General features: G+C 67.2%; 23 protein-coding genes and 2 pseudogenes. 7 read left to right on the plus strand and 18 right to left on the minus strand.

Annotated features, from left to right (window positions below):
- Positions 1-164: 164 nt before the first annotated feature.
- The 11 genes from L593_RS03785 to L593_RS03835 all read right to left on the minus strand — a co-directional run bounded on the left by L593_RS03785 (position 165) and on the right by L593_RS03835 (position 11024).
- Positions 165-1673, minus strand: a complete 1509-nt coding sequence (locus L593_RS03785) for an NADH-quinone oxidoreductase subunit N (RefSeq protein WP_020445606.1) — start codon at positions 1671-1673, stop codon at positions 165-167.
- The gene (locus L593_RS03790; RefSeq protein WP_020445607.1) at positions 1674-3221 is read right to left on the minus strand and encodes a NuoM family protein; all 1548 of its coding nucleotides are present in this window, start codon (positions 3219-3221) and stop codon (positions 1674-1676) included.
- On the minus strand, positions 3218-5275 hold the full coding sequence (nuoL, locus tag L593_RS03795; RefSeq protein WP_020445608.1) for an NADH-quinone oxidoreductase subunit L: 2058 nt from the start codon (positions 5273-5275) through the stop codon (positions 3218-3220). Before nuoL ends, L593_RS03790 begins: the two co-directional genes overlap by 4 nt.
- A 1-nt stretch (position 5276) precedes the next feature.
- A complete protein-coding gene (gene nuoK, locus L593_RS03800) occupies positions 5277-5582 on the minus strand; it encodes an NADH-quinone oxidoreductase subunit NuoK (RefSeq protein ID WP_020445609.1) in 306 nt (101 codons plus the stop codon).
- Complete coding sequence (locus L593_RS03805; protein WP_049893830.1) at positions 5579-5899, minus strand: hypothetical protein; 321 nt, start codon at positions 5897-5899, stop codon at positions 5579-5581. The genes nuoK and L593_RS03805 overlap by 4 nt, the downstream gene beginning before the upstream one ends.
- A gap of 82 nt (positions 5900-5981) precedes the next feature.
- The gene (locus L593_RS03810; protein WP_020445611.1) at positions 5982-6248 is read right to left on the minus strand and encodes an NADH-quinone oxidoreductase subunit J; all 267 of its coding nucleotides are present in this window, start codon (positions 6246-6248) and stop codon (positions 5982-5984) included.
- Positions 6249-6598: 350 nt separating this feature from the next.
- Positions 6599-7060: an NADH-quinone oxidoreductase subunit I gene (locus L593_RS03815; RefSeq protein ID WP_020445612.1), complete on the minus strand. Its 462-nt coding sequence runs from the start codon at positions 7058-7060 to the stop codon at positions 6599-6601.
- Entirely contained in the window at positions 7057-8223 is a 1167-nt protein-coding gene (locus tag L593_RS03820; RefSeq protein WP_394296469.1) for an NADH-quinone oxidoreductase subunit H, read from the minus strand. The genes L593_RS03815 and L593_RS03820 overlap by 4 nt, the downstream gene beginning before the upstream one ends.
- Positions 8220-9911, minus strand: coding sequence for an NADH-quinone oxidoreductase subunit D (locus tag L593_RS03825; RefSeq protein ID WP_020445614.1), 1692 nt, complete (start codon positions 9909-9911; stop codon positions 8220-8222). The genes L593_RS03820 and L593_RS03825 overlap by 4 nt, the downstream gene beginning before the upstream one ends.
- Positions 9908-10615, minus strand: coding sequence for an NADH-quinone oxidoreductase subunit B (locus L593_RS03830; RefSeq protein WP_020445615.1), 708 nt, complete (start codon positions 10613-10615; stop codon positions 9908-9910). The genes L593_RS03825 and L593_RS03830 overlap by 4 nt, the downstream gene beginning before the upstream one ends.
- Entirely contained in the window at positions 10608-11024 is a 417-nt protein-coding gene (locus L593_RS03835; RefSeq protein WP_020445616.1) for an NADH-quinone oxidoreductase subunit A, read from the minus strand. The genes L593_RS03830 and L593_RS03835 overlap by 8 nt, the downstream gene beginning before the upstream one ends.
- Before the next feature lie 463 nt (positions 11025-11487).
- Here L593_RS03835 and L593_RS03840 point away from each other — a divergent pair, with 463 nt between their 5' ends.
- A complete protein-coding gene (locus L593_RS03840) occupies positions 11488-12405 on the plus strand; it encodes an AEC family transporter (RefSeq protein ID WP_020445617.1) in 918 nt (305 codons plus the stop codon).
- A 64-nt stretch (positions 12406-12469) separates the two neighbouring features.
- Here L593_RS03840 and L593_RS03845 read toward each other — a convergent pair whose 3' ends face one another.
- Both L593_RS03845 and L593_RS03850 read right to left on the minus strand, forming a co-directional pair.
- A complete protein-coding gene (locus L593_RS03845) occupies positions 12470-13111 on the minus strand; it encodes an AIR carboxylase family protein (RefSeq protein WP_020445618.1) in 642 nt (213 codons plus the stop codon).
- A 79-nt stretch (positions 13112-13190) separates the two neighbouring features.
- A complete protein-coding gene (locus tag L593_RS03850; protein WP_020445619.1) occupies positions 13191-14408 on the minus strand; it encodes a 5-(carboxyamino)imidazole ribonucleotide synthase in 1218 nt (405 codons plus the stop codon).
- Positions 14409-14562: 154 nt separating this feature from the next.
- Between L593_RS03850 and L593_RS03855 the strand changes: the two genes are divergently transcribed.
- Together L593_RS03855 and L593_RS03860 are read left to right on the plus strand one after the other, a co-directional pair.
- Positions 14563-14760, plus strand: a complete 198-nt coding sequence (locus L593_RS03855) for a cation transporter (RefSeq protein WP_020445620.1) — start codon at positions 14563-14565, stop codon at positions 14758-14760.
- A gap of 70 nt (positions 14761-14830) precedes the next feature.
- Complete coding sequence (locus L593_RS03860; RefSeq protein WP_020445621.1) at positions 14831-15547, plus strand: uracil-DNA glycosylase family protein; 717 nt, start codon at positions 14831-14833, stop codon at positions 15545-15547.
- A gap of 112 nt (positions 15548-15659) precedes the next feature.
- On the opposite strand, the gene L593_RS16235 is transcribed toward L593_RS03860, so the two are convergent.
- Positions 15660-16136, minus strand: a complete 477-nt coding sequence (locus tag L593_RS16235) for a hypothetical protein (protein ID WP_020445622.1) — start codon at positions 16134-16136, stop codon at positions 15660-15662.
- A gap of 106 nt (positions 16137-16242) precedes the next feature.
- Between L593_RS16235 and L593_RS16240 the strand changes: the two genes are divergently transcribed.
- A complete protein-coding gene (locus L593_RS16240; protein WP_020445623.1) occupies positions 16243-16620 on the plus strand; it encodes a hypothetical protein in 378 nt (125 codons plus the stop codon).
- A 77-nt stretch (positions 16621-16697) separates the two neighbouring features.
- On the opposite strand, the pseudogene L593_RS16505 reads toward L593_RS16240, so the two are convergent.
- Both L593_RS16505 and dinB read right to left on the minus strand, forming a co-directional pair.
- Positions 16698-16832: pseudogene (locus tag L593_RS16505) on the minus strand (DnaJ domain-containing protein); the annotation flags it as partial.
- Between the two features lie 513 nt (positions 16833-17345).
- Positions 17346-18611 (minus strand): annotated as a pseudogene (dinB, locus tag L593_RS03875) (DNA polymerase IV); the annotation flags it as partial.
- Positions 18612-18826: 215 nt separating this feature from the next.
- Between dinB and nirK the strand changes: the two are divergent.
- Positions 18827-19921, plus strand: a complete 1095-nt coding sequence (nirK, locus tag L593_RS03880; RefSeq protein WP_020445625.1) for a copper-containing nitrite reductase — start codon at positions 18827-18829, stop codon at positions 19919-19921.
- 84 nt (positions 19922-20005) lie between these two features.
- Positions 20006-20653 carry a DUF502 domain-containing protein gene (locus tag L593_RS03885; protein ID WP_020445626.1) on the plus strand — a complete coding sequence of 216 codons (648 nt, stop codon included), beginning with the start codon at positions 20006-20008 and terminating at the stop codon, positions 20651-20653.
- A gap of 36 nt (positions 20654-20689) precedes the next feature.
- On the opposite strand, the gene L593_RS03890 is transcribed toward L593_RS03885, so the two are convergent.
- Positions 20690-21667 carry a carbohydrate kinase gene (locus tag L593_RS03890; protein WP_020445627.1) on the minus strand — a complete coding sequence of 326 codons (978 nt, stop codon included), beginning with the start codon at positions 21665-21667 and terminating at the stop codon, positions 20690-20692.
- Between the two features lie 216 nt (positions 21668-21883).
- Between L593_RS03890 and dpsA the strand changes: the two genes are divergently transcribed.
- Positions 21884-22432 carry a DNA starvation/stationary phase protection protein DpsA gene (gene dpsA, locus L593_RS03895; RefSeq protein ID WP_020445628.1) on the plus strand — a complete coding sequence of 183 codons (549 nt, stop codon included), beginning with the start codon at positions 21884-21886 and terminating at the stop codon, positions 22430-22432.
- Between the two features lie 693 nt (positions 22433-23125).
- Here dpsA and L593_RS15865 read toward each other — a convergent pair.
- The gene (locus tag L593_RS15865; protein WP_020445629.1) at positions 23126-23284 is read right to left on the minus strand and encodes a hypothetical protein; all 159 of its coding nucleotides are present in this window, start codon (positions 23282-23284) and stop codon (positions 23126-23128) included.
- Positions 23285-23385: the final 101 nt, after the last annotated feature.

Consider the following 23385-nt stretch of genomic DNA (forward strand, 5'->3'; position numbering starts at 1 on the left):
TCGTGGGGAGGGCGGCTAATAAGTCCCTGCGGTTGGTGGCGGCAGTCGAGAACGGCCCACAGGAGGCGGGGGACAGCTACCAGGCACCGCTGTCGTCGAGGGTGATCGAGCGACAGCTGGGAGGTCGTACCGACGCGAAGAACCAGTCGATCGCGAGGGAGGCCTCAGCCGACCAGCGCCTGCGCCGCGTCCGTCGCGACGTTCTCGACCGGGCCGACCGCGGCGAGCAACGCGACGGTGACGAGTGCGGCGATCAGCACAGCGACGTACAGCGACGTCGGCTTCGAGCCGAGGTCGTGGCCGCCGTGTTCTGGCTCGTCGATCCAGAGCGCCCGGATCAGGCGCCAGTAGTAGAACAGGGAGAGCGCGCTCGCGGCGAGACCGATCGCCGCGAACCACCAGAACCCGTTCTCGATGGCGCCGCCGAAGAGCATGAACTTGCTCCAGAACCCGCCGCCGACCGGGAGGCCGGCCAGGCTGAAGAGCATGACCGTCACCGCGGCGGACGCGACGGGTGCCTCCTCGCCGAGACCAGCGTAGTCCTCGAACGTCCGTCCGACGTCCCACTGCTCCGCCAGCGCGACGAACAGGAACGCGCCGGTGTTCATGAAGCCGTAGACGAACAGGTGGAGCATGCCGCCCGCGAGCACCCAGTCGTTGTACGTGCCGCCGTCCTTGAGCGCCGCGAGGGCGATCAGGACGTAGCCTGCGTGGGCTACCGAGGAGTACGCTAGCATGCGCTTGACCTCGTCCTGAGTCGCCGCTGCGAGGTTGCCCAGGAGCATCGTGAGCACCGCGAGCACGCCGAAGACGAACACCCAGTCGATGCCCGCGTCCTGCATCGGGCCGATCGGGAACGCCGTCGTGAACACGCGGAAGGCGATCAGGAAGCCGGCGGCCTTCGACGCGGAGGAGACGAACCCGGAGATCGGGGCGGGGGCGCCCTCGTACGCGTCGGGTGCCCAGAAGTGGAAGGGCACGCTGGCGATCTTGAAGCCGAAGCCGGCGACCATCAGCAGGACGCCGAGCCCGAGCACGCCCGTTTGGTCGACGCCCTCGGAGACGGCAGTGCCGACCGCCGACAGCTGGAGGGAGCCGGTCGCCGCGTAGACGAGGCTGATGCCGTAGACGAAGATCGCCGAGGAGACGGCGCCGATGAGGAAGTACTTCAGGCCCCCTTCGACGCTGCCGCGGTTGTGCTTGAGGAAGGCGACCAGCGCGTAGGACGGCAGGCTCGCCAGTTCGAGGGCGACGAACACCGTCGCCAGGGAGTTGGCGTGGGCCATCAGGACCATCCCGGTCGCCGCGAGCAGGGTGAGCGAGTAGAACTCGCCTTTGTCCGGCAGGTCGCGGATGTAGTCGTAGCTGCCGAGCACGACGAGGCTCGTGACGCTCGTCACGATCACGGTGAACAGGAGGCTGCCCTCGTCGGCGACCAGCTGATCCGCGAACAGCGTCGTTCCCGTCTCGGGTCCGAAGCCGAGCAGCAGGGCGACCGCCGATCCGAGCGCGGCGAGCGTGCCGACGATCGTCACGCCGAAGACCGCCGGGTGGTTCGTGGACTCGGGATCGATCGCGTCCACGCCGAACAGCGCGATCGCAGTCGCAATCATCAGCAGTGCGGGCGCCATGTGGAGGAACCAGTCCTCGCCGCCGAGGGTGTCCAGTGCCATTCAGGCACCACCTCCGTTCGCCGCCTCGATGATCGGTTGCGTCGCGTCTTCGACCATGTTGAACACCACGTCCGGCGCGACGCCGAGCACGACGATCAGGCCGAGCAGCACGAACAGCGGCGCGACGTCGTGGAACGGCGCGCGACCGATCTCGTAGTCGGTCGCGAGTTCGAACGGTCCGAACAGCGACTTCTGCATTGCGGCGAGCAGGTAGCCCGCTACGACGACGATACCGAACATCGCCGCCGCGGTGAAGACCGGCGAGTAGTCGAGGCCGGCGGCACCGAAGGCGCCGATGAACACGAACAGCTCCGCGGCGAACCCGGACATGAGCGGGAGGCCCATGTAGCCGAACGCGCCGGCGACGAACACCCAGGAGGCGATCGGCATCCGATCGGCCAGTCCCGACATGTCACCGACCATGCGCGTGTGCGTCGTGTTGTAGATCACGCCGACGGTCATGAACAGCAGGCCCGAGATGAGGCCGTGGGAGAGCATCTGGAAGGTCGCGCCGCCGACCCCGTAGATGGTGTAGGCGACGAGTCCGAGGATGACGTACCCCATCGAGGAGACGGAGGAGTACGCGACGATGCGCTTGAGGTCGCGCTGGGCGAGCGCGAGCATCGCGCCGTAGAGGATCGAGATCACGGCGATCACGGCGATCAGTTCGGCGTTGGCCGCGGCGACCTCCGGGAGCATCGTGAAGTTGAACCGCAGCAGCGCGTACGTCCCCATCTTCAGCAGGACGCCGGCCAGCAGCACCGACACCGGGGTCGGTGCCTCGACGTGGGCGTCCGGTAGCCAGGTGTGGACCGGCACGATCGGGACCTTCACCGCGAAACCGGCGAACATGGCGAAGAAGCTGATCGTCGCCAGTTCCTCCGCGCTGAATGGTCCGACGCTCTGGAGCTGATCTGCGTGGATCGCCTGGGAGATCTCCGGCAGGGCGAAGGAGGTGATCGACCCTTCAAGCCCGGCGAGCAGGCCCAGGAAGCCCACGAACAGCACGGCACTCGCGACGTTCGTGTAGACGAGGAACTTGATCGCGGCGTACTTCCGGCGCGGGCCGCCCCACACGCCGATCAGCAGGACCATCGGCACGAGGACGCCCTCCCAGAAGACGAACCAGACGAAGAAGTCCAGTTGGGTAAACACGCCGATCAACGCCGCCTCCATGAACAGGACGAGCGCGTAGAACTGGGACTGGCGCTCGTCGATCGGCGTCCACGCGGAGACGATCGCGAGCGTGGTGAGGATCGTCGAGAGCACGACCAGCGGCAGGCTGATGCCGTCGACGGCGGCCAGCCACTGGATGTCCCAGGGTCCCATCGAGAGGACGGTGGTGCCCGACAGCGAGGACTCGAAGCTTCGGGCCGCCGAGTCGAACATCAGGTTGCCGTCGCCGTCGAACTGCCAGAACATCCAGAGGCTGCCCAGCAGCGGGCCGAGGCTGATGCCGAACGCCAGCTTCCCGGCGAGCCGGTTCGGCGCGAGCAAGACCGCGAACCCGCCGACCAGCGCGACCGCGAGCAGCGCTTCGATAATCACAGGAACCACCCCCCGACGATCCCGACGGCGAGTACGAAGACGATGAGACTCATGACGATGACAGCGACGTAGTTGGTGACGAGACCGGACTGGACGCGACGGACGCGCTGGCCCGAGAACAGGCTCACGCTGCTGGTCGCGTTGACCGTGCCGTCGATGATCCCCTGGTCGAACGTGTTGCAGGCGCGAGCGACGGGTTCGGTGACACCGGTCGCGAGCCAGACCTGGAACTCGTCGAGGTAGTAGTTGCGCTGGAGCAGCGTGCCGGCCGAGCCGAGTCGCTCGGTCGCAGGCTCGGGGTCGGGCACGTCGTAGAGGCGCTTGGCGAGGAGCGCACCGCCGATCGCGAGGGCCAGCGAAACCGCTGCCGGCGCGTACGGTGCAAGCGACGCCTCGTGGAGGCCGGCGACCTCGTGGACGAGGTCACCGTAGTGGTGGTAGGTCAGATCGCCCATCCACGCGCCGCCGTCGGCGGCAGCGCCGTCGTCGAGCCAGTGCTCGAGGTAGAGGATGTCGTCCGAGCCCAGCACCTCCGCGATCGGTTTCATGTTGATGAGGCCGGTCACCGCGGCGAGGACGCCCAGCACCGCGAGCGGGCCCTTGGTGTTCCAGCGGAGCGGCTCGGGGTTCCGAGCGTGTTCGCTGCGTGGCTCGCCGTGGAACGTGAGGAACACCATCCGGAAGGTGTAGAAGCCGGTGAGGAACACGGCCGCGAGCCCCATCGCGTACGCGGCCATGAACAGCGGCTCTTCGAGGCCGACGAGGAGCGCGTCGTAGAGCACCTCGTCCTTGGACCAGAAGCCGGAGAACGGCACGATGCCGGCCAGCGCGAGCGACCCCGCGAGGAACGTGTAGTAGGTCACGGGCATCGACCGCTTCAGGCCGCCCAGCTTCCACATGTCCTGGTGGTGGTGCGTCGCGACGATGACCGCACCCGCGCCCAGGAACAGCAGCGCCTTGAAGAAGGCGTGGTTGAGCAGGTGGAAGCTCGCGGCGACGTATCCGCCGACGCCGAGTGCGAGCATCATGTAGCCGTACTGTGATATCGTCGAGTACGCGAGCACCTGCTTGATGTCGTCCTTGACCACGCCCATCGACGCCGCGAACAGCGCGGTGAAGCCCCCGATGAACGCGATGATCGCGAGGACCGTCGGGAGCCCGGCGTAGAAGCCGAACATCCGCGCGACGAGGTAGACGCCTGCCGCGACCATCGTCGCCGCGTGGATGAGCGCGGAGACGGGCGTCGGACCTTCCATCGCGTCGGGGAGCCACGTGTGCAGCGGGAACTGCGCGGACTTGCCGATCACGCCGCCCAGCACGAGCAGGCCGAGGATCGAGAACCACTGCTGGGTGCCGAGATCGCCCGGAACCCAGATGTGGTCGGCGCCCTCACCGGTCTCGAGGAAGTGCGCGGCGATCTGCGGGAAGCCCTCCTGTGCGAAGCCGGCGGTGCCGAACGTCGCGAGGACGCCGACGACGCCGACGAGGAAGAAGTAGTCACCGAAGCGGGTGACCAGGAACGCCTTCTTCGCCGCGCTCGGCGGTGCCTCCTCGCGGAACCAGAAGCCGATGAGGATCCACGAGCAGAGGCCGACCAGTTCGAAGAACATGAACGCCATCAGCAGGTTCGAGGCGAAGACGAAGGCGAGCATGCTCGCGGAGAACAGGCCGAGGCCTGCGTAGTACCGCGGGAAGCCGCCCTTCTCCCGGTGAAGCTCGTCGTCGTTCATGTAGCCCATCGAGAAGACGTGGACGAGGAAGGCCACGAGCGAGACGATGACGAGCATCATCGAGGAGAGCGGATCGACGAGCACGCCGAAGCTGAGTTCGAACGCGCCCGCGTCGATCCAGGTGTACAGCTCGTTGTCGTAGTGGGCGCCGTCGGCCCGGACCGTCAGGAACGCCCAGATCGAGAGGGCGAGGGAGGCCGCCGTCGCGGCGACGCCGGGGAGTGCACCCTCCTTGGGCAGCCACCGACCGACGGTGACCGCGATCACGAACGACAGGAAGGGAAGCGCTGCGATCAGCGGCACGAGATCGAATGCGTTCACCATCTTACCACCTCATCTCCGTTGGCAACGTGACGTCTGCCTCGCCGAAGTTCCGGGAGAGCACCAGGATGATGCCGATCCCGATCGCGACCTCCGCCGCCGCGAGTCCGATCGTAAACAGGGCGAACACCTGCCCGGTCGCATTCCCGTAGAAGTGGGAGAACGCGATCAGGTTGATGTTCGCAGCGTTGAGCATCAACTCGACGGAGATCAGGAAGACCAGCGCGTTTCGCCGCGTCAGAACGCCGAACAGACCACAGCTGAAGACGGCGGCAGAGAGCACGAGGTACGCCTCGATGGCCACCGTCATTCGTCGTCACCTCCGAGGGCGGTGACGGTATCGCCCTCGTCGTCCCGGCGTGCAAGGTGGATCGCACCGTCGAGCGCGGCGTCGAGGACGAGCGCGATGATGATCAGCGCGGCCATGAACCCTTCCGTCGGGATGTCCGTTTGGTTGGCGTCCATGAGCGCGTAGCCGATCGTGTCGATCACGCTCGCGCCGCCCGGGAACCCGGCCGCCTCACCGAAGGAGGCGCCCAGGAAGACCCACGCCATCACGGCGAAGAGCGCGACGGCAACGAGGCCCGGCACCATGTGACGGCCGAGCGCGAGGCGCGGCCGGCTCATCGCGATCCCCCCGGATCCGCACTCGCGTTCGTCGCGTTCGATCCCCCGGTCCCCCGGTCGGCGGTGGAGCGCGTCGGTGTACTCATGCCGACACCTCCTCGTCCTCGCCGGCCCGGCGAGTGAGCATCACGGCGAACGTGATCAGGATGAGCACGCCACCCACGTACACGAGCACCTGGATGGCGGCGAGGAACTCCGCCGCGAGTGTCACGTACAGCGCTGCCACGGTCACGAGCGACACGCCGAGCAACAGGGCCGCGTGCCAGACGTCGCGCACCGTGACGGCGCCGAGGCTGCTCCCCACCAGGACGGCGGCGAGCAGCGCGAACGCGATCGTATCGAGTACCATTGGTGCAACCTCGTTCTGGCGCCCCTTTCAAGATTTCGAGACGGCCCTGCGAACCCGGCCGAACCTGTCAGGGACGGCCGATTCGGAGAGCGCGGAACGCGCCCGTGGTACCAGCGGATTACTACCACGAGGGAGACAGCTTCGAGCGCCACGGCTCGTCGGTTCGCTCACACGGACGGCAGTGAGGGAAAACGACGCCCAGAAACGCTACTGGTAGTCCACTTCGCCCTCGCCCTCCCACCTTTTTCTCGTCGGGATCGCTCGCTCCGCTCGCGATCCGCTCCTCGAAAAACGTGGGCGAAAAACCGCCGGGCCTCGCTTCGCTCGGCCCAGACAGAAGGTGAAAACGACTACTGGTAGTCCACTTCGCCCTCGCCCTCGCCGATCCACGCGCCCCTGTCGGGCTCGCGCGATTCGAGCGGGTCGATGTCCTTGTACCACGGGACGGACATCAACTGCTCCTTGTTGTAGACGAGGTCGTCCTTCGTGTCACCGGTGAACTCGAAGTTCTGGGTGAGCAGGATTGCGTCGACGGGGCAGACCTCCTCACAGAGCCGGCAGTAGATGCACTGCCCGATGTGGAGGTTGTACTGCTCGCCGTTGCGTTGCTCGTCCGTCACGATCTGGATGGTGTCGTTCGGGCAGACGTTCTCGCACTGCCGGCACCAGATACACCGCTCCTGGCTGAACTTGTGGACCCCGCGGAACCGGGCGGAGACGTCCGGCGTCTCCTCGGGGTACTGGACGGTGAACGTGTTGTCGCCCACCGCGCGCTTCATCGTCGTCGCCATCGCCTTGAGGACGCCAATCATGCTGTGATCACCTGGAGTGCCGCCATCGAGAGCTCGAGGTCACCTTCGAGCACCCCGACCAGGACCGCAGTCAGGATGAGGTTCGCGAAGGTGAGCACGAGCAGCCCTTTCCAGCCGATCTCGATCAGCTGGTCGATCCGGACGCGCGGGAACGTCTGGCGAGCCCACTGCGTGAACAGGAAGAACGCCCACATCTTGGCGACGAACCAGATCGGTCCCGGCAGGACCGGCCCGGCTCCCCCGCCGAGGAAGACGACCGCGGCGATGGCGCCGCCCAGGAAGATGTGGAGGAACTCCCCGAGGTAGATGAGGACGAAGTACACCGAGGAGTACTCCGTCTGGTACCCCGCGACGATCTCCGTCGGTGCCTCCGGAATGTCGAAGGGGTTCCGGCCGACCTCCGCCAGGTTCGCTGTCAGGAACAGGACGAAGGCGAAGGGGTTGACGAGGATGTACCACGCCGGGATCGGGCCGACCAGCGTCTCCTGCTGGGCGGCGACGATCTCGCTCAGCTGCAGCGAGCCGGCGAAGATCACGACCGACCCGGCCGCGAGGATGAGCGGGATCTCGTAGGCGATGTTCTGGGCGACCGCGCGCAGCGAGCCCAGCATCGAGTACTTGTTCGAGGACGCGTAGCCGCCCATCACCAGCCCGACCGAGGTGACGGAGGCGATCGCGAACACGAGCACGAGGCCGATCTCGGGGTCGGCCAGCTGGATCTGGACGCCGCCGATCTCGCCGAAGGGGATGACCGCGAAGCCGACCATCGCCGACCCGGCGACCACGATCGGTGCGAGGTCCCAGGCGGGGCGGTCGGCGCCGTCGGGAACGATGAGTTCCTTCGAGAGCATCCGGACCGCGTCCGCGACGATGATCAGGCTCCCGCCCGGGCCCATCCGGTTCGGGCCGAGCTTGCCCCAGAACGCCGCCGCGATCTTGCGCTTGAGCCACGGGCCGGCGAGCGCCGCCTGGATCAGCATGACGTTCGCGATCGCGAAGGCGGCGATCAGCGCGGCGATCGCAGTGCCGACGCCGCCGAGCCCGTCGAGGCCGAGGGCGTCGGCGAGCCACTCCGGGAGGAGGACTGCCGAGTCCCCGGTACCGTCACCGGACTGCAGGAGCGTCGGCGCGGCCGCGAGGGTCGCGAGCGCACCGGACATTATCGATCCACCTCCCCGAGTACGATGTCGAGGCTACCCAGGGCGGCGACGAGGTCGGGGATGTACTCCCCTTCGGCCATCGCGGGCAGGGACTGCAGGTTCGAGAAGCAGGGCGATCGGATCTTGAACCGGCCGGGCTTGTCCGTGCCGTCGGCGCGGATGTAGATCCCGAGTTCGCCTTTCGCGCCCTCGACCGCCCGGTAGATCTCCGTGTCGCGTTCGGGCTTGAGCGTGCGCGGGACGTTGGCCTGAATCTCGCGTTCCTCGTCGGGCCAGTCCTCGAGCAGGTCGACGCACTGGTCGATGATCTTCGCGGACTGCTCGACCTCGCGCATCCGGACGAGGAGGCGCGCGTAGTTGTCGCAGCCGTCCTCGGTGATGACGTCCCACTCGAGTTCGTCGTAGTAGCCGTACGGGTCGTCGCGGCGGAGGTCGTAGTCGATCCCCGAACCCCGGGCGACCGGGCCCGTGGTACCGAAGTCCTTGGCAGTCTCGGGGTCGATGACGCCGGTGTCGATCGTCCGGAGCTGGAAGACCTCGTTGTTCGTCAAGAGGTCGTGGAACTCCTGGGTCGCTCCCGGCAGGCCGTCGAGGAAGTCCCGCGTCTTCTCGAAGAAGTCCTCCGTCGGCGACGGGAGGTCCCACGCGACGCCGCCGAGCCGGAAGTAGTTGAACATCATCCGCTGGCCGGTCAGATCCTCGAGGATCGACTGGGCCTTCTCGCGCTCCCGGATCGCCCACATGAAGGTCGCAGTGAAGTCGCCGTTGATGTCCAGCGCGAAGGTCGCCATCGCGAGCATGTGCGAGGCGATGCGGCACAGTTCGGCAGACATCGTCCGGATGACCTGCGCGTACTCGGGGACCTCGATGTCCGCGAGGTCCTCGGCCGCGCGGGCATAGGCCCACTCGTTGAGCAGGCCGGCCGAGATGTAGTCCCACCGGTCGGGGTAGGGCATGATCTGGTGGCGGTAGGTGCCCTGCTGGCACATCTGCTCCTCGCAGCGGTGGAGGTAGCCGATGTCGGACTCGACGTCGACGACCTGCTCGCCGTCGAGCACCGTCTTCAGGTGGAGGACGCCGTGGGTGGCCGGGTGGTGCGGTCCGATGTTTAGGAACATCGTGTCGGACTCGCCCTCCTCGGCGTCACCACGGTGGTCGGGCTCCAGCGGGTTGGCGTTCTCCCGGAGCGTGACGATCTGGGGTCGGTCCTGATCGTAGTCGTCGCGAAGCGGATGGCCCTGCCACGTCTCCGGCAGGAGGATCCGGCGCAGGTCCGGGTGATCCTCGTACTCGATGCCGACGAGGTCGTAGGCCTCGCGCTCGTGCCAGTCGGCGGTCGTGTAGACCGGCGCGGCGCTCTCGCTGACGGGGTCGTCTCGCGCCGTCGGGACGACGACGCTCACCTCGTCGGTCGGGTCGGCGTACTTCTTGAGGTGGTAGATCGACTCGTACCGGTCGTCGTACTGCTGTGCGGTGACGAGTGAGCAGTGGTCGTAGCCGGCCTCCTCTTTCAGCGTCGAGAGCACCGCCTGGACGTCGTCGGGACGGATGACGATCCCGGGCGCGTTGAGGTGCTCTTCGGTGTCGAGGACGTGCTCGCCGAGCAGCGATCGGAGCTCGGTGAGCTTCGCTTCCGTCGGCTCGATGGCCTGCTCGCCCGGCTCCTCAGATTGCTCTTCGCCCGTGCTCATGGCGAATCAGCCCAGTTGTACCGCATCGCGAGGTCGTCCTCGTCGATTTCGTTCGCGAGGTGCTCGACGACCTCGTCCTGTTCCATCTCGGAGAACTGCTGGAGTTCGTAGGGCTTGACGACGACCGGCGAGGACTCGCCGTTCGCGACGCGCTCCTGCAGCTTCGCGATCCCGTAGAGCAGCGCCTCTGGGCGGGGCGGGCAGCCCGGGACGTGGATGTCGACCGGGATGACTTCCTCGGCGCCCTTGATGACATTGTACCCCTCCTGGAACGGGCCGCCGGAGATCGTACAGGAGCCCATGCCGATGACGAACTTCGGCTCGGGCATCTGGTCGTAGACCCGCTTCATCCGCGGGGCGAACTTGGAGACGATCGTCCCGGGGACGATGATGACGTCAGCCTGACGCGGCGACGCGCGGGGCACGCCGGCCCCGAAGCGATCGCTGTCGTGCTTGACGGCGAACGTGTGCATCATCTCGATCGAACAGCACGCGATCCCGAACTGGAGCAGGAACATCGAGGAGCCCCGCGCCCAGTTCATGAACTTGTCGAACTTCGTGAGGATGAACGGCGAGGAGCCGAAGGCCTCTCGCAGCTTCGAGTTGAACCGGTCGTCGACGCCCTCGCCCATGCGGGCTTCGCGCGTGTCGGTTACCGGCGCTGTACTCCCCGAAATCGCCGTACGTGGTTCGTCACTACTCATATTGGTCCTCCCTCCGTGCGCGGACCGTCGCCCGCGGCGAGCGGGCCCACTCGACGGCGCCGTTGCGCCACGCCCAGACGAGGGCGATCACCAGGATCGACAGGAAAAACAGCATCGGCACGAGGGCCCGCGCGAGCCCGACCTCGCCGATCGCCTCCCGGTAGATCGCCAGCCAGGGGAAGATGAACACCGTCTCCACGTCGAAGACGACGAACAGCAGGGCGACCATGTAGTACTGGATATTGAAACGGATCTTGGTCGTCCCCGTCGGCACCTCCCCGCTCTCGTAGGTGGCGGTCTTGTGTCGTTCCGGAACCCTCGGCCGTAGCAGGGCGGACAGCCCCATCATCCCGAGTGGGATGCCGACCGCCACGAGCGCGAGCGCCCCGATTGCGATCCAATCACTCATTACTCGGTGTCGAGCGGAGCTTTGTGAGCCTCCCATATAAGGGTTCAGAACTACGTTTTCGGCGTTTCCTCTCGTGATTTCGCTGTCGAATTTCCCAGCTTGCTCTGGGTGAGTTCGGTTCGTGGCTGGATGGCTCCGGTTCGACCACAGTTGCGGAGTTCCACCACGGCATCGTCCGGGAGCCACACCCCAACTGTGGTTGCAGGCCTCGAATCGAGGTGTGAATCTCGAACTGATGGGCGAGTTTCCGCCACCGTTGACCGATAGGGATCAACCGCTCTGACAGCGGAGCGGCCGATACACCGCTGCGAGGACAGGGCGAAAATCGGCCCTGGCGAGGGCTTCCAAGCGGGCTGGTGTCGCATCCGAGCAATTGCAGGAGGTCGCTACGCACCGAACGCGTCATCGGGTGGGGCTCGCCGGGAACGGAACGGCTAAACGGCACAGTCGGCGAGCCTCTCGCGTGTCGCTGCTGCTCTCGCTGCTCGCGATGCTGGTCCTGCTCGCGGCGGGCATCGCCGCTCGCCGCGTAGGGATCCTCGACCCCACCCGCCGCGAACGGCTCAACGCCTTCGCGTACTACGTCGCGCTCCCCGCACTGATCCTCTCCTCGACGTACGACCAGCCACTGTCAGAGGTGCTCTCCGGTCGGCTGGTGGTCGGCGTCGCCGGCACGCTCCTCGTGATCGCCGGCATCGCGACGCTCGTCTACCGTCGGGAGGTAGATCCGGGCGTCCGGAGCGTCGCCACGGTCCAGTCCTACCACTCGAACCTGGGCTACCTCGGCGTCCCGGTCGTCGCGACGACGTTCGGCGGGCTGGCGACCGCGAAGGCTGCGCTCATCCTCGGCGTCGCCGCGCTCGTCCAGATCGGCCTGACGATCACGATCCTCACGACCGCGAACGACGCCGAGGCGTCGCTCACCTCCGAACTCGGCGGCGTCGTGACGAACCCGGCGATCGTCTCGGTGATCGTCGGGCTCGCCGCCTCCGTGGCCGGGATCGCCATTCCCGAACTCGCGGACGCCGGTCTGGGCTACCTGGGCGAACTCGCCCTGCCGATCGCGCTGCTCTGCGTCGGCGCGGCGCTCACGCTCGAGGCCGACGAGATTCCCTTCGGCACTGTCAGCACCGTCGTGGTCCTCAAACTCGTCGCGATGCCGATCGTCGCGCTCGGGGCCTTCTGGCTCGTCGGCGCGAACGACTCGACGATCCGCGCGGGCGTGGTGATGATGGCGATGCCCTCCGCGGTCTCGACGTACGTCTTCGCGAGCGAACTCGGCGGCGACCGGAAACTCGCCTCGCTCAACGTCTTTGCGACCACGGTGTTCTCCGTGGGATCGCTGTTGCTCGTGGTGCAGATCGTCCGCGCGATCGTCTGAGCGGTTCCCCGATGCAATCAAGGAGAGCGTCGACCTCGGTGGCGATTCAGCCGGTGGGACCGATTCAGCTGTCCATCTGCTCGTGGTATGCCGGGGTCCCCAGTTCGTGCAGCCCGCGGGAGTCCTCGCCGACGCCCTGGCGGAGGTCGTCGTGGTACGCGACGAGGCGTTCCTCGAGTTCCTCGTGCTGGCGAGCGAGGATCTGGACCGCCGAGAGCGCGGCGTTGAACGACTTTCCGGCGTCGACGGCGGTCAGCGGCGCGCCCTGGGGCATTCCGATCACCGAATCCACGGACTTCTCCTGGACCGGCACGCCGATCGTCGGGAGCGGGTAGGCGATCGACGCGGTCATGTTGGGGAGGTCGGCGGACTTCCCGCCGGCGCCCGCAATCAGGACGTCGAGGCCGCGGTCCGCGGCGGTCTCGGCGTAGGCCGTCATCAGGTCCGGCGTTCGGTGGGCGGAGGTGACGTACGTCTCGAAAGTGAATCGGGCTTCGGGCGGTTCGTCGTAGTCGGTCTGCTCCTCGAAGCCGAGGTGGTCGACGAGGGCGTCGTAGGCGCCGGGGCGCCGCCCGCCCGTCATCATCGTCTCGAGGTCGGAATCGGAGCCCATCACGATCCCGATCTCGGGCGTCTCCTCGGTCGGTCGATCGCGTTCGGCCTCCGCGCGAAGGTCGTCGATCAGGTCGGCGACGGAATCGGTCATGATCGGGGGTTGGCGACGGGGGGCAATCAAACGCGGTGGTCCGCAGCGAGCGACCGCGGACGGACGACGGGAAACCGATTCAGGAGAAAGTCACATCGTCCCGCAGGTCGCGAACGAGGTCGAGCAGTTCGCCGCGGTCCTCGATCCCGGTGCCGTCGCCGGTCAGCGTCACGTGCCCGAGTTTGCGAAGGGGCCGGACCTCGCGCTTGCCGTACCAGTGGAGGTGCGCGCCGCCGGTGGCGAGCAGGTCGTCGACGCCGCGGACCGGTACGGCGTCCGGCGTGTCACCGACGGATTCCTGGGCGATCGGCCGCGCGCGGTCGGAGTCACCCAATAGATTCGCCATCACCGTCGGCGAGCGGACGTCGGTGTTCCCGAGTGGGAGCCCGAGCACCGCGCGGACGTGGTTCTCGAACTGCGAGGTGATCGCGCCCTCGATGGTCCAGTGCCCGGAGTTGTGCGGACGAGGGGCGATCTCGTTGACCGTGATTCGCGCGCCGTCCTCGCGCGGTTCGCTGTGCTCGAACAGTTCGATGCCGTAAACGCCGCGGCCCTCGAGCAATTCGAGCACGTCCGCGGCGACGGACTGGGCCTCCTCGAGGACGGCGTCGTCGGCACGTGCGGGCGCGACGGTCTCGCGGAGGATCTCTTCGCGGTGGACGTTCTCGCCAGCGGGGAAGGCGTCGGTCGCCTCGGCGCCAGCGACGCCGATCACGGAGAGTTCGCGCTCGAAGTCGACGAAGCGCTCGGCCATCGCCGGGCCGCCGATTTCCTCCATCGCTCGCTCGGCGTCGGCGGCGGACTCGACGGGGAAGTTCCCTCGGCCGTCGTAACCGCCGGTGCGGGCCTTGAGCATCAGCGATGCGCCGAGGTCGTCGATTGCCGCGCGGAGGTCGTCGGCGTCATCGACCTCGCGGAACTCGGGTACTGGAATCCCGGCGTCTCGCAGGCTGCGCTTCTGGACGAGTTTGTCCTCGATCGTCCGGAGCGTATCGGGCTTCGGGTGGACCGGAACGCCAGCCTCCTCGGCGGCGCGCTCCAGGCCCTCGGGATCGGTTAGCTCGATCTCGAACGTGAGCGCGTCGGAACGCTCGGCGAGTTCGGCGATCGCGTCGGCGTCGTCGAAGTCCGCGACGAGCTGGTCGCGGGCGACCGACGACGCGGGACAGTCCGGCGTCGGATCGAGCACGATCACCTCGACGCCCAGCGGCGAGGCCGCCTCGGCGAGCATTCGGCCGAGTTGCCCGCCGCCGACGATCCCCAGGGTTCGACCGGGCGGCGTCAACGAGGTCGTCATATGGGCGAGCGTTCTCCGAGCGGGCCATTAAGGATTGAGATCCGGGATCGCGATCGATGCGGTCGCAGCCGGCCGAGGCGCCAGATCGTGCGAACAGGTGGCGTGGCCAGTCCGGAGCGACAAGGTTGATACGAACGCGGGCGAAGCGAGATCCATGTCGACCGAGATCACCGTCGAAGGCATGACCTGTGAGGGCTGTGAGGAAGTCGTCGAAGAGGCACTCGAGATGGCCGACGGCGTCGAGTCCGCCGAGGCCGACCGCTACGAGGACACCGCGACCGTCGAAGGCGACGCCGACGTCGAGGTCCTCGTCGACAAGGTCGAGATGGCGGGCTACGAAGGCTCGGCCTGAACGCCGGAACGACGCCCGGATTCGAGCGGAACCGATTCCGTTTTGACGCCTCCGTAGCCTATCGAACAGCGTGCAGAACGTCACGGACCGGACGAGCAATCCCTTCGGAATGTCCCCGCCCTGCGAGCACCGCTGCTCGGCGGACGTCGAGGCCGTCTTCGGCTACGGCGACGCCAACGCGGACGTGCACGTCGTCGGTGACCACCCCGGCGTCCACGGCGGCGCCGAGACCGGCGTCCCATTCTCGGGCACGGACACGGGACTGGCCGTCCATGAGGTGCTGGAAGCCGTCGACCTCCTGTCCGACCCCGGTAACGAGCCGAGGCCCGAAGGTACCTATCTGAGCTACCTCCACATGTGCTGCCCCGCGACCGGAGAGACGCCCTCGCCCGCGGACTACGCCGACCTCGAGCCGTTCTTCGACGCCGAACTCCGCGCGATCGCCGCGCACGTCCTCGTTCCCGTCGGGGAACGCGCGACGGCCCACGTCCTCAAACACTTCACCGCCGAGCCCTACGCCGACGTCGCCCTCGACGGGACCGCCGAACGCGCCGGCTTCGACGACGTCGCTGCGGGCGAGGCCCATCTCGACATGGACGCCCTCCACGCGAGGGAGGTCAAGGGCAGTGGCTGGCTGGTCCTGCCACTCCAGGACCCCAGCGAGTGGGATGAAGAGGGTCGCGAGGCCGCGATCGACGGGTTGGAGACGCTCCTCTCGCGTGACTACCGGCAGACGACCGATCTCGGACGGTTCCTGGCGACCGACGAGTCGTATCTGGTCCGATAGTCGCCGGTTCGTCGGGGAAGCCGGCGGGGTTCAGCGGCCGGACGTGGTTGCAGCCTTCGGTAGCTGGGTTGCAGCGGGGCTGACGACGCAACGGCGCGTCGCGGGACCTGATTCAGGAAAACAGCACAGCCTTCAACTTCGGCCGTACGAATGCGCTGAGCATCATTACGACCAGTGCGCCGAAGGGAAGCAGCCCGAACAGTGCGAGTTCGGCGGTCAGCGGCACGTCAATAGTGGCGCCAGCCGCGAGCCCCGCGGCCGGTCCCAGGACGGCCACCGGGTAGAGATAGGTCGGCTTCCAGCCCGGCGAGAGCCGGGTGAGATAGACGAGCAGGAAGACGACCGTCGGGAGTAGCACGGTGCCGAGCGCGACGAGCACGCCACCGGCGAGCACCGTCGTCTCTGGCGACGAGCTCGAGACGAGCGCACCGATCGTGGCGTCGTAGACGATCGGGACGGCCTCGCGTTCGAGTGCGGCCGAGAGCGCGGTGGCGTCGGTGCCAGCGGCACTGATCCGGTCCGCGAGGGAGCCGAAGGCATCGGCGTGCTTCAGGACTACCGCAGCCAGCCCCATCGCGTACACGAGCATGACGAAGTACAGCAACGGCCAGCCGACGGCCCGGCGCGCCCAGTCGTGGCGGGCGACGAAGTCGACGATCGGATCGTCGGCGTAAGCGACGCTCCGTCTGGAGGTAGTGGCACCCGCACCGTCGGAGGCAGCACGCTGGGAGCGAGTCGAGGACGCGTTCGGCGCGCTCGTCCTCGCACTGCCGGTGCTCGACCCCGTCGAGGAGGATCGACCGGAGCCCGTGCTCGTGGCACTCGTACTCGACGTCGAGGTCGACGTGTTCGCACTGCTCGTCGACGTGCTCGAACTACCCGTCGACCTGCTCGCACTGCCCGCAGAGGTGCTCGTCGACGATCGGCTACTCCTGCTCGACGTGCTCCCCGTAGACGAGGAACCGCTCGTAGTGGACGTGGTTCCAGAACTGCTCCCCGACGAGCGACTCGATCCGCTATCGGGCGCCCACTTCTCGGGGTCCGGCAGGCCCGAGAGCCGTTTCGCGACGTAGTCGATGTGGCCCATCCGGTCGTAGGCGTTGCGCTCGACCGGATCCCCGAGCGTGTCGTAGGCCTTCTTCACCGCCGTAAACTGGGCGTTGGCGCGGGGATCGTCGTTGTGGTCGGGGTGGTACTCCCGGACCTTCTCGCGGAACGCGGTCTTGATCTCGTCCTGTGACGCGTCCCTGGGCACCTCGAGCAGGGCGTAGAAGTCATCCGCCATACGAGGTCCCCTCCATACCCTGCGGGAACGTGCCCAGGTTTATAATTATCATGGCACGGCGTCGGGGTCGTTCCTGAGAGGCGGGGGAGTCCGTAAAAAAGGATCGTCGTCCCAGACGACTCACTCGAACTCCGAGAGCGTCGTCTGATCGGGTGGCTGGCCGATCGGTTCCGGATCGGCGCGTTCGGCGGGGCCGTCGGACCAGACCCGATCGAGGACCGACTGACCTGGCTGCCCGTCGTCCGGCGATTCTGTGGATGATTCGTCCGGCGGTCCGGCGGAGGATGTGTTCGGCGATTCGGTGGGAGGTGTGTCCGGCGATTCGGTGGACTGGGTCGTGAACGACGTTGTTGACGGCGCGCCTGGCGACTCCGTGTGCGATCCCGTCGAGGATGCTGCGGGCGATTCCGCCGACGAGTCCAGTGTCGATTCCGCCGACGAGTCCAGTGTCGATTCCGTCGGCGAGTCTCCTGGCGAACCCAGCGGCGATTCCGGCGGTGATTCCATAGGCGAGTCCGCTGGCGAATCCATCGAGGAGTCCGCGGACGCGTCCGTTCCCACTTCGGCTGGTTCGACCGCTTCCCGATCGTCGGGATCGGTCGCCGTCGAGTCGCCGTCCCAGCCGCCGAGCGTCGACTGGTCGGCGTCGGCGAAGGAGAGGTTCGAGACGCGAACGCCGACTTTCCGCGGCGTCGCGTCCTCGAACTCTTCGAGGAGGTCTATCGCGACCGTCTCGACGAGGTCGGGGTCGTCGACAGGGCCCGGTAACGACTGGGCTCTCGTGTTCACGTCGAACGGCGGCGTGACGACCTTGATCCCGATCGTCCGGTAGAGGGCCTCTTTCGACCGGGCGCGCTCTGCCACGGCCTCCGCGAGCGTGCGGATTCGCTGCTCGACGGCGTCGAAGTCGTCCTCGGCGCCGCCGAGGGAGGACTCACGGGAGAGGCTCTTCGGGCGGCCTCGCGGCTCGACGCTCCGTGGATCGATCCCGCGGGCCCGTTCGTAGAGTTCGAGCCCCCGATCGCCCCACTGCTCGTGGACCCACTCCCGATCCGCGTCGGCGAGGTCGGCGACGGTCTCGATTCCGTGCTCGCGGAGGGTCGACGCAGTGACCGGCCCGATCCCGTGGAGGTCGTCGATCGGCAACGGCGCGAGAAACGCCTCTACGTCGCCGGGTTCGACGACGACCAGGCCGTCGGGCTTGTCGTGGTCGGAGGCGACCTTGGCAGCGTGCATCGTCGGTGCGACGCCGACGCTCGCGGTCAGGCCCACCTCTCGGTCGATCCGCTGCTTGACGTGGCGGGCGTAGCCCTCGACGACCGACCACTCGGTGCGATCTGTGACGTCGAGATACGCCTCGTCGATCGACACTTCGCGGACGGTCTCCGCGCAGTTGTGGAGGATTTCCTTGATCTCCGCCGCGATCTCCTGGTAGTATGCCATGTCGACGGGGCGGTAGTAGCCGACTGCGTCGGGACCGTCGCTCTCCGCCTCGATTCCATCCGGGTGATCGGCCGCCCGCGGGAGCCGCTCCAGCGCAGTCGAGATGGCTTGCGCGCTCTCGACGCCGTGCTCGCGAGCCTCGTAGCTCGCCGTGGCGACGGCGCCGTCGGGCTGTCCTCCCTCGTAGCCCATGCCAACGACGAGGGGCTTTCCCGCCAGCTTCGGCTCCCGGAGGCGCTCACAGGCCGCGTAGAAGCAGTCGAGATCGACGTGGAGAACGATGCGGTCCTCGTCGTCGCCGGTCTCGACGCCCGGGAGCGTCGGCCCCTGCTGCACGGTCGAGTCTTCGTAGTACGCCCCGGTTACTCTGTCGGTCACCCGGAGAACCCGGAGCGAGCGCTCCCGGGGATCCGGGTATCACCACTACGTCTATCGATTCCCAATTTTTGGGTACACCTAGAACATCTTCGGGCCCCGGCCCGGGGTTCGAGAAACTGCATGACCCGTATATCTACGGGAGCCTCCAGATTGACCTGTAGAGGTGACCACCCATGGAATTCCCAGACAGCTCCCGACGGGGGATCATGACGGCACTCGGTGCTGGCGCAGCACTCGGACTGGCAGGGTGTATTTCCACGCCGGCTGACGGCGAAGTGAGCGCGAACGAGAGCGATCCCGTGACCCAGCAGGAGGAAGAGTCGCTCGACGCCGCGAAGGAGACCGACCTCGACCGCATCGCCGCGGACCCCGAGGACATCCCGGACCCGGTGGACTGGTCCACCCCGCGCAGGCACGAGATCAGCATGACGACCACCGAACGGACCGCAGAGATCGAACCCGGCGTCACGTTCGACTACATGACCTTCGACGATCGGGTGCCGGGGCCGATGGTCCGGGTCCGCCGCGGGGACACGGTGCACCTGACCCTCGAGAACGCCGAGGAGAACGCCATGCCGCACAACGTCGACTTCCACGCGGTCTACGGCCCCGGCGGCGGTGCGGACGACACCACCATCAGCCCGGGTGAGACCGCCGAGATCGAGTTCACGGCGATGTACCCCGGCGTCCACGTATACCACTGCGCGGTCCCGAACATGGACCACCACATCAGCGCCGGGATGTACGGCGCGATCCTGGTCGAGCCGGAGGACGGCCTCCCCGAGGTCGACCGCGAGCTGTACTTCGGACAGAACGAGATCTACACGAACGGTGCGCCGGGCGAAGAGGGTCACCACAGCTTCGATTACGAGGCGATGAAGGCCGAGGAGCCGACCTACGTGACCCTCAACGGCGAAGCGTACGCATTCACCGGGGACGGGTACGGTCCCGTCACCGTGGACAAGGGCGAGCGCGTCCGGATCTTCCACGCCAGCGGCGGACCCAACCTCACCAGCTCCTGGCACGCGATCGGGAACGTCTGGGAGACGTACTACCCCAACGGCGCGCTGGCGTCCGATCCCGACCACTACGTCGAGACGGGGCCCGTCGTGCCAGGCTCCGTCGGCGCGGCCGTGATCGACACGCCGGTGCCCGGTCCTATCAAGCTCGTCGACCACGCGCTCTCCCGCGTCGTCCACCGGGGGATGCTCGGAGTGATCCAGGTCGAAGGCGAACCCGAACCCGAGATCTTCAATCCCGATCCCTGAGACAGGGGCCGGGCGGTCGCCGTCCGCGACCCGGACCAATCCAAGACGAAAACACGGATAACGGGGGCCCTCGAAGCTCCTCGCGTGTGGTCGTCGATCAAGCGAGACGCCGCTAGCGGGCTCATCGTCTTGACGCCCCTGTTCGCGACCATCTACACCCTCTGGTGGGTGTTCAACTTCGTCGCTGGCGTCCCGCTGATGGGCACCATCGCGCAGCGGATCACCGTGCTCCACGTCCTCGATCCCGCAGTCGCACGAGTGCTCCTCACGATCGGCGTGCTCCTCGGCTCGCTCCTGCTCGCCTCCTGGTTGATGCGCACGAAGCTCGGCCCCTTCCTCGACGATCGGATCGAGGCGAGCGTCAACACCCTCCCCGGCTTTCGCGTCGTCTACAACGCCTCGAAGATCGCGATCGAGACCGTCGTCGACGAGGACGTCGACCTCAACTCGCCCGCGAAGGTCGAACTGTGGAACGACGCCCGGATGACGGCGTTTCCGACCGGCCGGGAAGCCGACGACGGCCGAACGACCGTGTACGTTCCTGCCTCCCCGGTCATCTTCGTCGGCTGGGTCATCGAACTCGAGGAATCCCGCGTGATCCCCGCCGACGAGTCCGTCGAGGACGCGCTCATTCGCGTTATCTCCGCGGGGTTCGCCGATCGCTCCGAGCCGCCCAGTGAGGCGAAGGCGCGGTCGCTGGAGGCCAGCGGGGAATCGCGTCACGGGAAGTGAGCAGTACGGGGTCTCGGGCTGCCTGGACGGGACCGTTCAGGACTCGAGGAACACTTCGACGTTGCGCTTCGTCGGGAGCGCTTCCATCGCCCCTCGTTCGGTGGTCGACATGGCAGCCACCGCGTTCGCGAACGCGAGGGCGTCTCCGAGCGACGCCGTCGATGGATCGTCGCGACGGGTCACTCGATCGAGCGCGTCGATCAGCCCGGCAGAGAACGCGTCGCCCGCGCCGGTGTCGTCGACGGCGTCGATCGCGTACCCCTCGTGGCGCTCCGTCGCTGGCCCCCAGGGGGCGTCCCCCGTGGCCAGCGCGAGCGCACCGACCTCGCCCATCGTCAGGACGACCGTATGCGGGCCGTCCTCCGCCGCCGCGCTGGCGAGCGTCTCCGGGTCGTCGCCCTCGTACCCGAGCGTCTCGAGCTCGTCGGGCGTCGCGATCAAGACGTCCGTCTCCTCGATCGCCCAGCCACAGATCGTCGCGAGTTCGGCGTCGTTGGCCCAGAGTTCGGGGCGGACGTTCGGATCGAACGAGACCGTACAGTCGGCGGCAGTGGCGCGGTCGAGGAGGTCGAGCGTCGCGCTCCGGGCCGGTTCGTCCGCGAGGGCGACGCCACCGGCGTGAACCAAGGGCGAGGAGTCGAGGGCCTCGTCGGGCACGGTACCGTCCTGGAGCCGAGTGTCGGCGGTGCCGTCGCGGTAGAAGGAGAATCGAGGGCCCTCGTCGGCGCCGCTGACGAAGGCAAGCGTGGTGGCAGCCTCGTCGTCGCGCTCGACGAACCGCTCGGGGATGCCTTCCTCGGCGAGACGGTCGGCGAGGAAGTCGCCGAAGGGGTCGGCGCCGACCCGCGTCCAGAACTGTGGCGTCCGGCCCAGGCGTGCGAGTCCGACCGCGACGTTGGCGGGCGCGCCGCCGGCGCGGCGATCGAAGCGCTCGACGGCCGCGAGTGGCTCGGCGGTCTCGGGCACGAAGTCGATCAGCGTCTCGCCCGCGACGAGCGGCGGCGTCTCGGTCATGGCGCGACCTGTGTCGCGCCCGGGTATGAATCGCACGCCACCGGTAGGCCAGGCGGACCCGCCGGCGCGGTCAGGTAACGACGTCTTTCCACGGACTGGAGCGGGGTGAGCGGGTGGCAGATGTTTGTAGAATTGTAAACTTATCTTCGAGTAGCACGAACTTCCCTTTCGAAGACGTGAATCTTTAAGTGGGATGCCGGCGTAGTTGGGAACGCAATGAGCACCCAGAAGACCGTCCGTCAGGAAGCAGGCACCGTCGAGGGCAGCGACGCGCTCCGGATGCCCGCTGACAAGGCCGAGGAGATCGTCGAGGCCCTCCAGACCGACCTCGCCGACACGTACGTCCTCTACCACCAGCTGAAGAAGCACCACTGGATCGTCGAAGGCGCCGAGTTCCTCGACCTGCACCTGTTCCTCGGAGAGGCTGCGGAGGACGCAGAGGAGGCCGCCGACGTCCTCGCCGAGCGCGTCCAGGCGCTCGGCGGCGTCCCGCACTCCGGCGGCGCCACCTTCGAGGAACACGCCACGATCGAGCCCGAGGACGAGGACGCCTACGACATCCGCACCTCGCTCGAGCACGACATGGAGTGCTACGGCGACGTCATCGAGTCCCTCCGCGAGCACATCGCGCTCGCGAACAACCTCGGCGACTACACGACCGAGGAGGAGCTCCGCGAGATCCTCGAGGAGACCGAGGAACACGCTCACCACATCGAGCACTACCTCGAGGACGACACCCTCGTCTTCGAGGGCGCGATGGAATAGTCGGCAGCGAGATTTCGGTCGGCGATTCGTTTTTCGAGTTGGGGTCCCACGAGGAGCGTTCAGCACGCGAGTCGAATACTGGGTAATGGAAGCAAACTTCCGACGGCAACTACACAGCATCAGCCTCGGAAGCCCCCTCCCGCTCGCCGCACCTAACTCGCTGTGCTCCTCGCTCCCATCGGAAGCCTCGCTTCGCTCTTCTTCCGAGCCCTGCCTCGCTCCGCTCGGCAGGATTCCGGTCGCTGCGGTGCTAGCTTCGTTACGCGCGGCGAGCGGTCGGCCCCTTCCAGTCCCACCCGGCGGATATTTTGCAGTATCCCGATCCCCTGTGGATCATGTCGGCGCGCGCTGGCGCTGGCTGCGAGCCGCTTCCCGGCGAGCAGCCAGCCGCGCGACACCGTGCGAGGGCCGAGCAACGCAGCGAGCGGAGCGACGCGAGTAGCGCAGAAGGCTGGGGAGGAGTGAGGCGTCTGGGTGGGCTTCGAAAGGGGCCGATCGCTCCGGGAAGCCGGACGAAGTAAGCACTGGAGCGAGCGAAGCGAGTGAAGCGCGCAGCGAGGCCCGCGACTGGAGCGATCGGGGGCTTTCGGAAACGACTGCTTCGCTAGCTTTCGAGCATCGCTCCAGTAACCAGCATTCGACGCACGAAATTCAGAAGAGACTGGAAGCTGCAGTAAAAAAGAAATCCCGCCGCTATCGCTCGATCTCGACGACGAGATCGGTCCCGATCCAGCCGTCGGGGTTACCCGACTCGGAGAAGACGGTGCGCCCCGGGCGGCTCTGAGCGATACAGATCTCTGCGTCCTGGTCCTCGGCTTCGGCCGCCGATTCGTTCGCGTCCGCGGATGCCATCGATACCAGATCTTAGGCGAGCCTAAAGCAAAAAGGGTTTTGGTCCGCCTAAGATCCGCGTGCTTCCGTGCGGTTCGGTAGCGCGAGTCAAACAGTAGTCA

It is taken from the genome of Salinarchaeum sp. Harcht-Bsk1 (genome assembly GCF_000403645.1).
GTDB lineage: Archaea > Halobacteriota > Halobacteria > Halobacteriales > Salinarchaeaceae > Salinarchaeum.

Coding starts and splice junctions, on each gene's coding strand:
- L593_RS03785 (WP_020445606.1), bottom strand. CDS start 1,673: ATGGCACTGGACACCCTCGGCGGCGAGGACTGGTTCCTCCACATGGCG.
- nuoL (WP_020445608.1), bottom strand. CDS start 5,275: ATGGTGAACGCATTCGATCTCGTGCCGCTGATCGCAGCGCTTCCCTTC.
- nuoK (WP_020445609.1), bottom strand. CDS start 5,582: ATGACGGTGGCCATCGAGGCGTACCTCGTGCTCTCTGCCGCCGTCTTC.
- L593_RS03805 (WP_049893830.1), bottom strand. CDS start 5,899: ATGAGCCGGCCGCGCCTCGCGCTCGGCCGTCACATGGTGCCGGGCCTC.
- L593_RS03810 (WP_020445611.1), bottom strand. CDS start 6,248: ATGGTACTCGATACGATCGCGTTCGCGCTGCTCGCCGCCGTCCTGGTG.
- L593_RS03815 (WP_020445612.1), bottom strand. CDS start 7,060: ATGATTGGCGTCCTCAAGGCGATGGCGACGACGATGAAGCGCGCGGTG.
- L593_RS03825 (WP_020445614.1), bottom strand. CDS start 9,911: ATGAGCACGGGCGAAGAGCAATCTGAGGAGCCGGGCGAGCAGGCCATC.
- L593_RS03830 (WP_020445615.1), bottom strand. CDS start 10,615: ATGAGTAGTGACGAACCACGTACGGCGATTTCGGGGAGTACAGCGCCG.
- L593_RS03835 (WP_020445616.1), bottom strand. CDS start 11,024: ATGAGTGATTGGATCGCAATCGGGGCGCTCGCGCTCGTGGCGGTCGGC.
- L593_RS03845 (WP_020445618.1), bottom strand. CDS start 13,111: ATGACCGATTCCGTCGCCGACCTGATCGACGACCTTCGCGCGGAGGCC.
- L593_RS03850 (WP_020445619.1), bottom strand. CDS start 14,408: ATGACGACCTCGTTGACGCCGCCCGGTCGAACCCTGGGGATCGTCGGC.
- L593_RS03855 (WP_020445620.1), top strand. CDS start 14,563: ATGTCGACCGAGATCACCGTCGAAGGCATGACCTGTGAGGGCTGTGAG.
- L593_RS16235 (WP_020445622.1), bottom strand. CDS start 16,136: ATGCTCGTGTACGCGATGGGGCTGGCTGCGGTAGTCCTGAAGCACGCC.
- nirK (WP_020445625.1), top strand. CDS start 18,827: ATGGAATTCCCAGACAGCTCCCGACGGGGGATCATGACGGCACTCGGT.
- L593_RS03890 (WP_020445627.1), bottom strand. CDS start 21,667: ATGACCGAGACGCCGCCGCTCGTCGCGGGCGAGACGCTGATCGACTTC.
- dpsA (WP_020445628.1), top strand. CDS start 21,884: ATGAGCACCCAGAAGACCGTCCGTCAGGAAGCAGGCACCGTCGAGGGC.
- L593_RS15865 (WP_020445629.1), bottom strand. CDS start 23,284: ATGGCATCCGCGGACGCGAACGAATCGGCGGCCGAAGCCGAGGACCAG.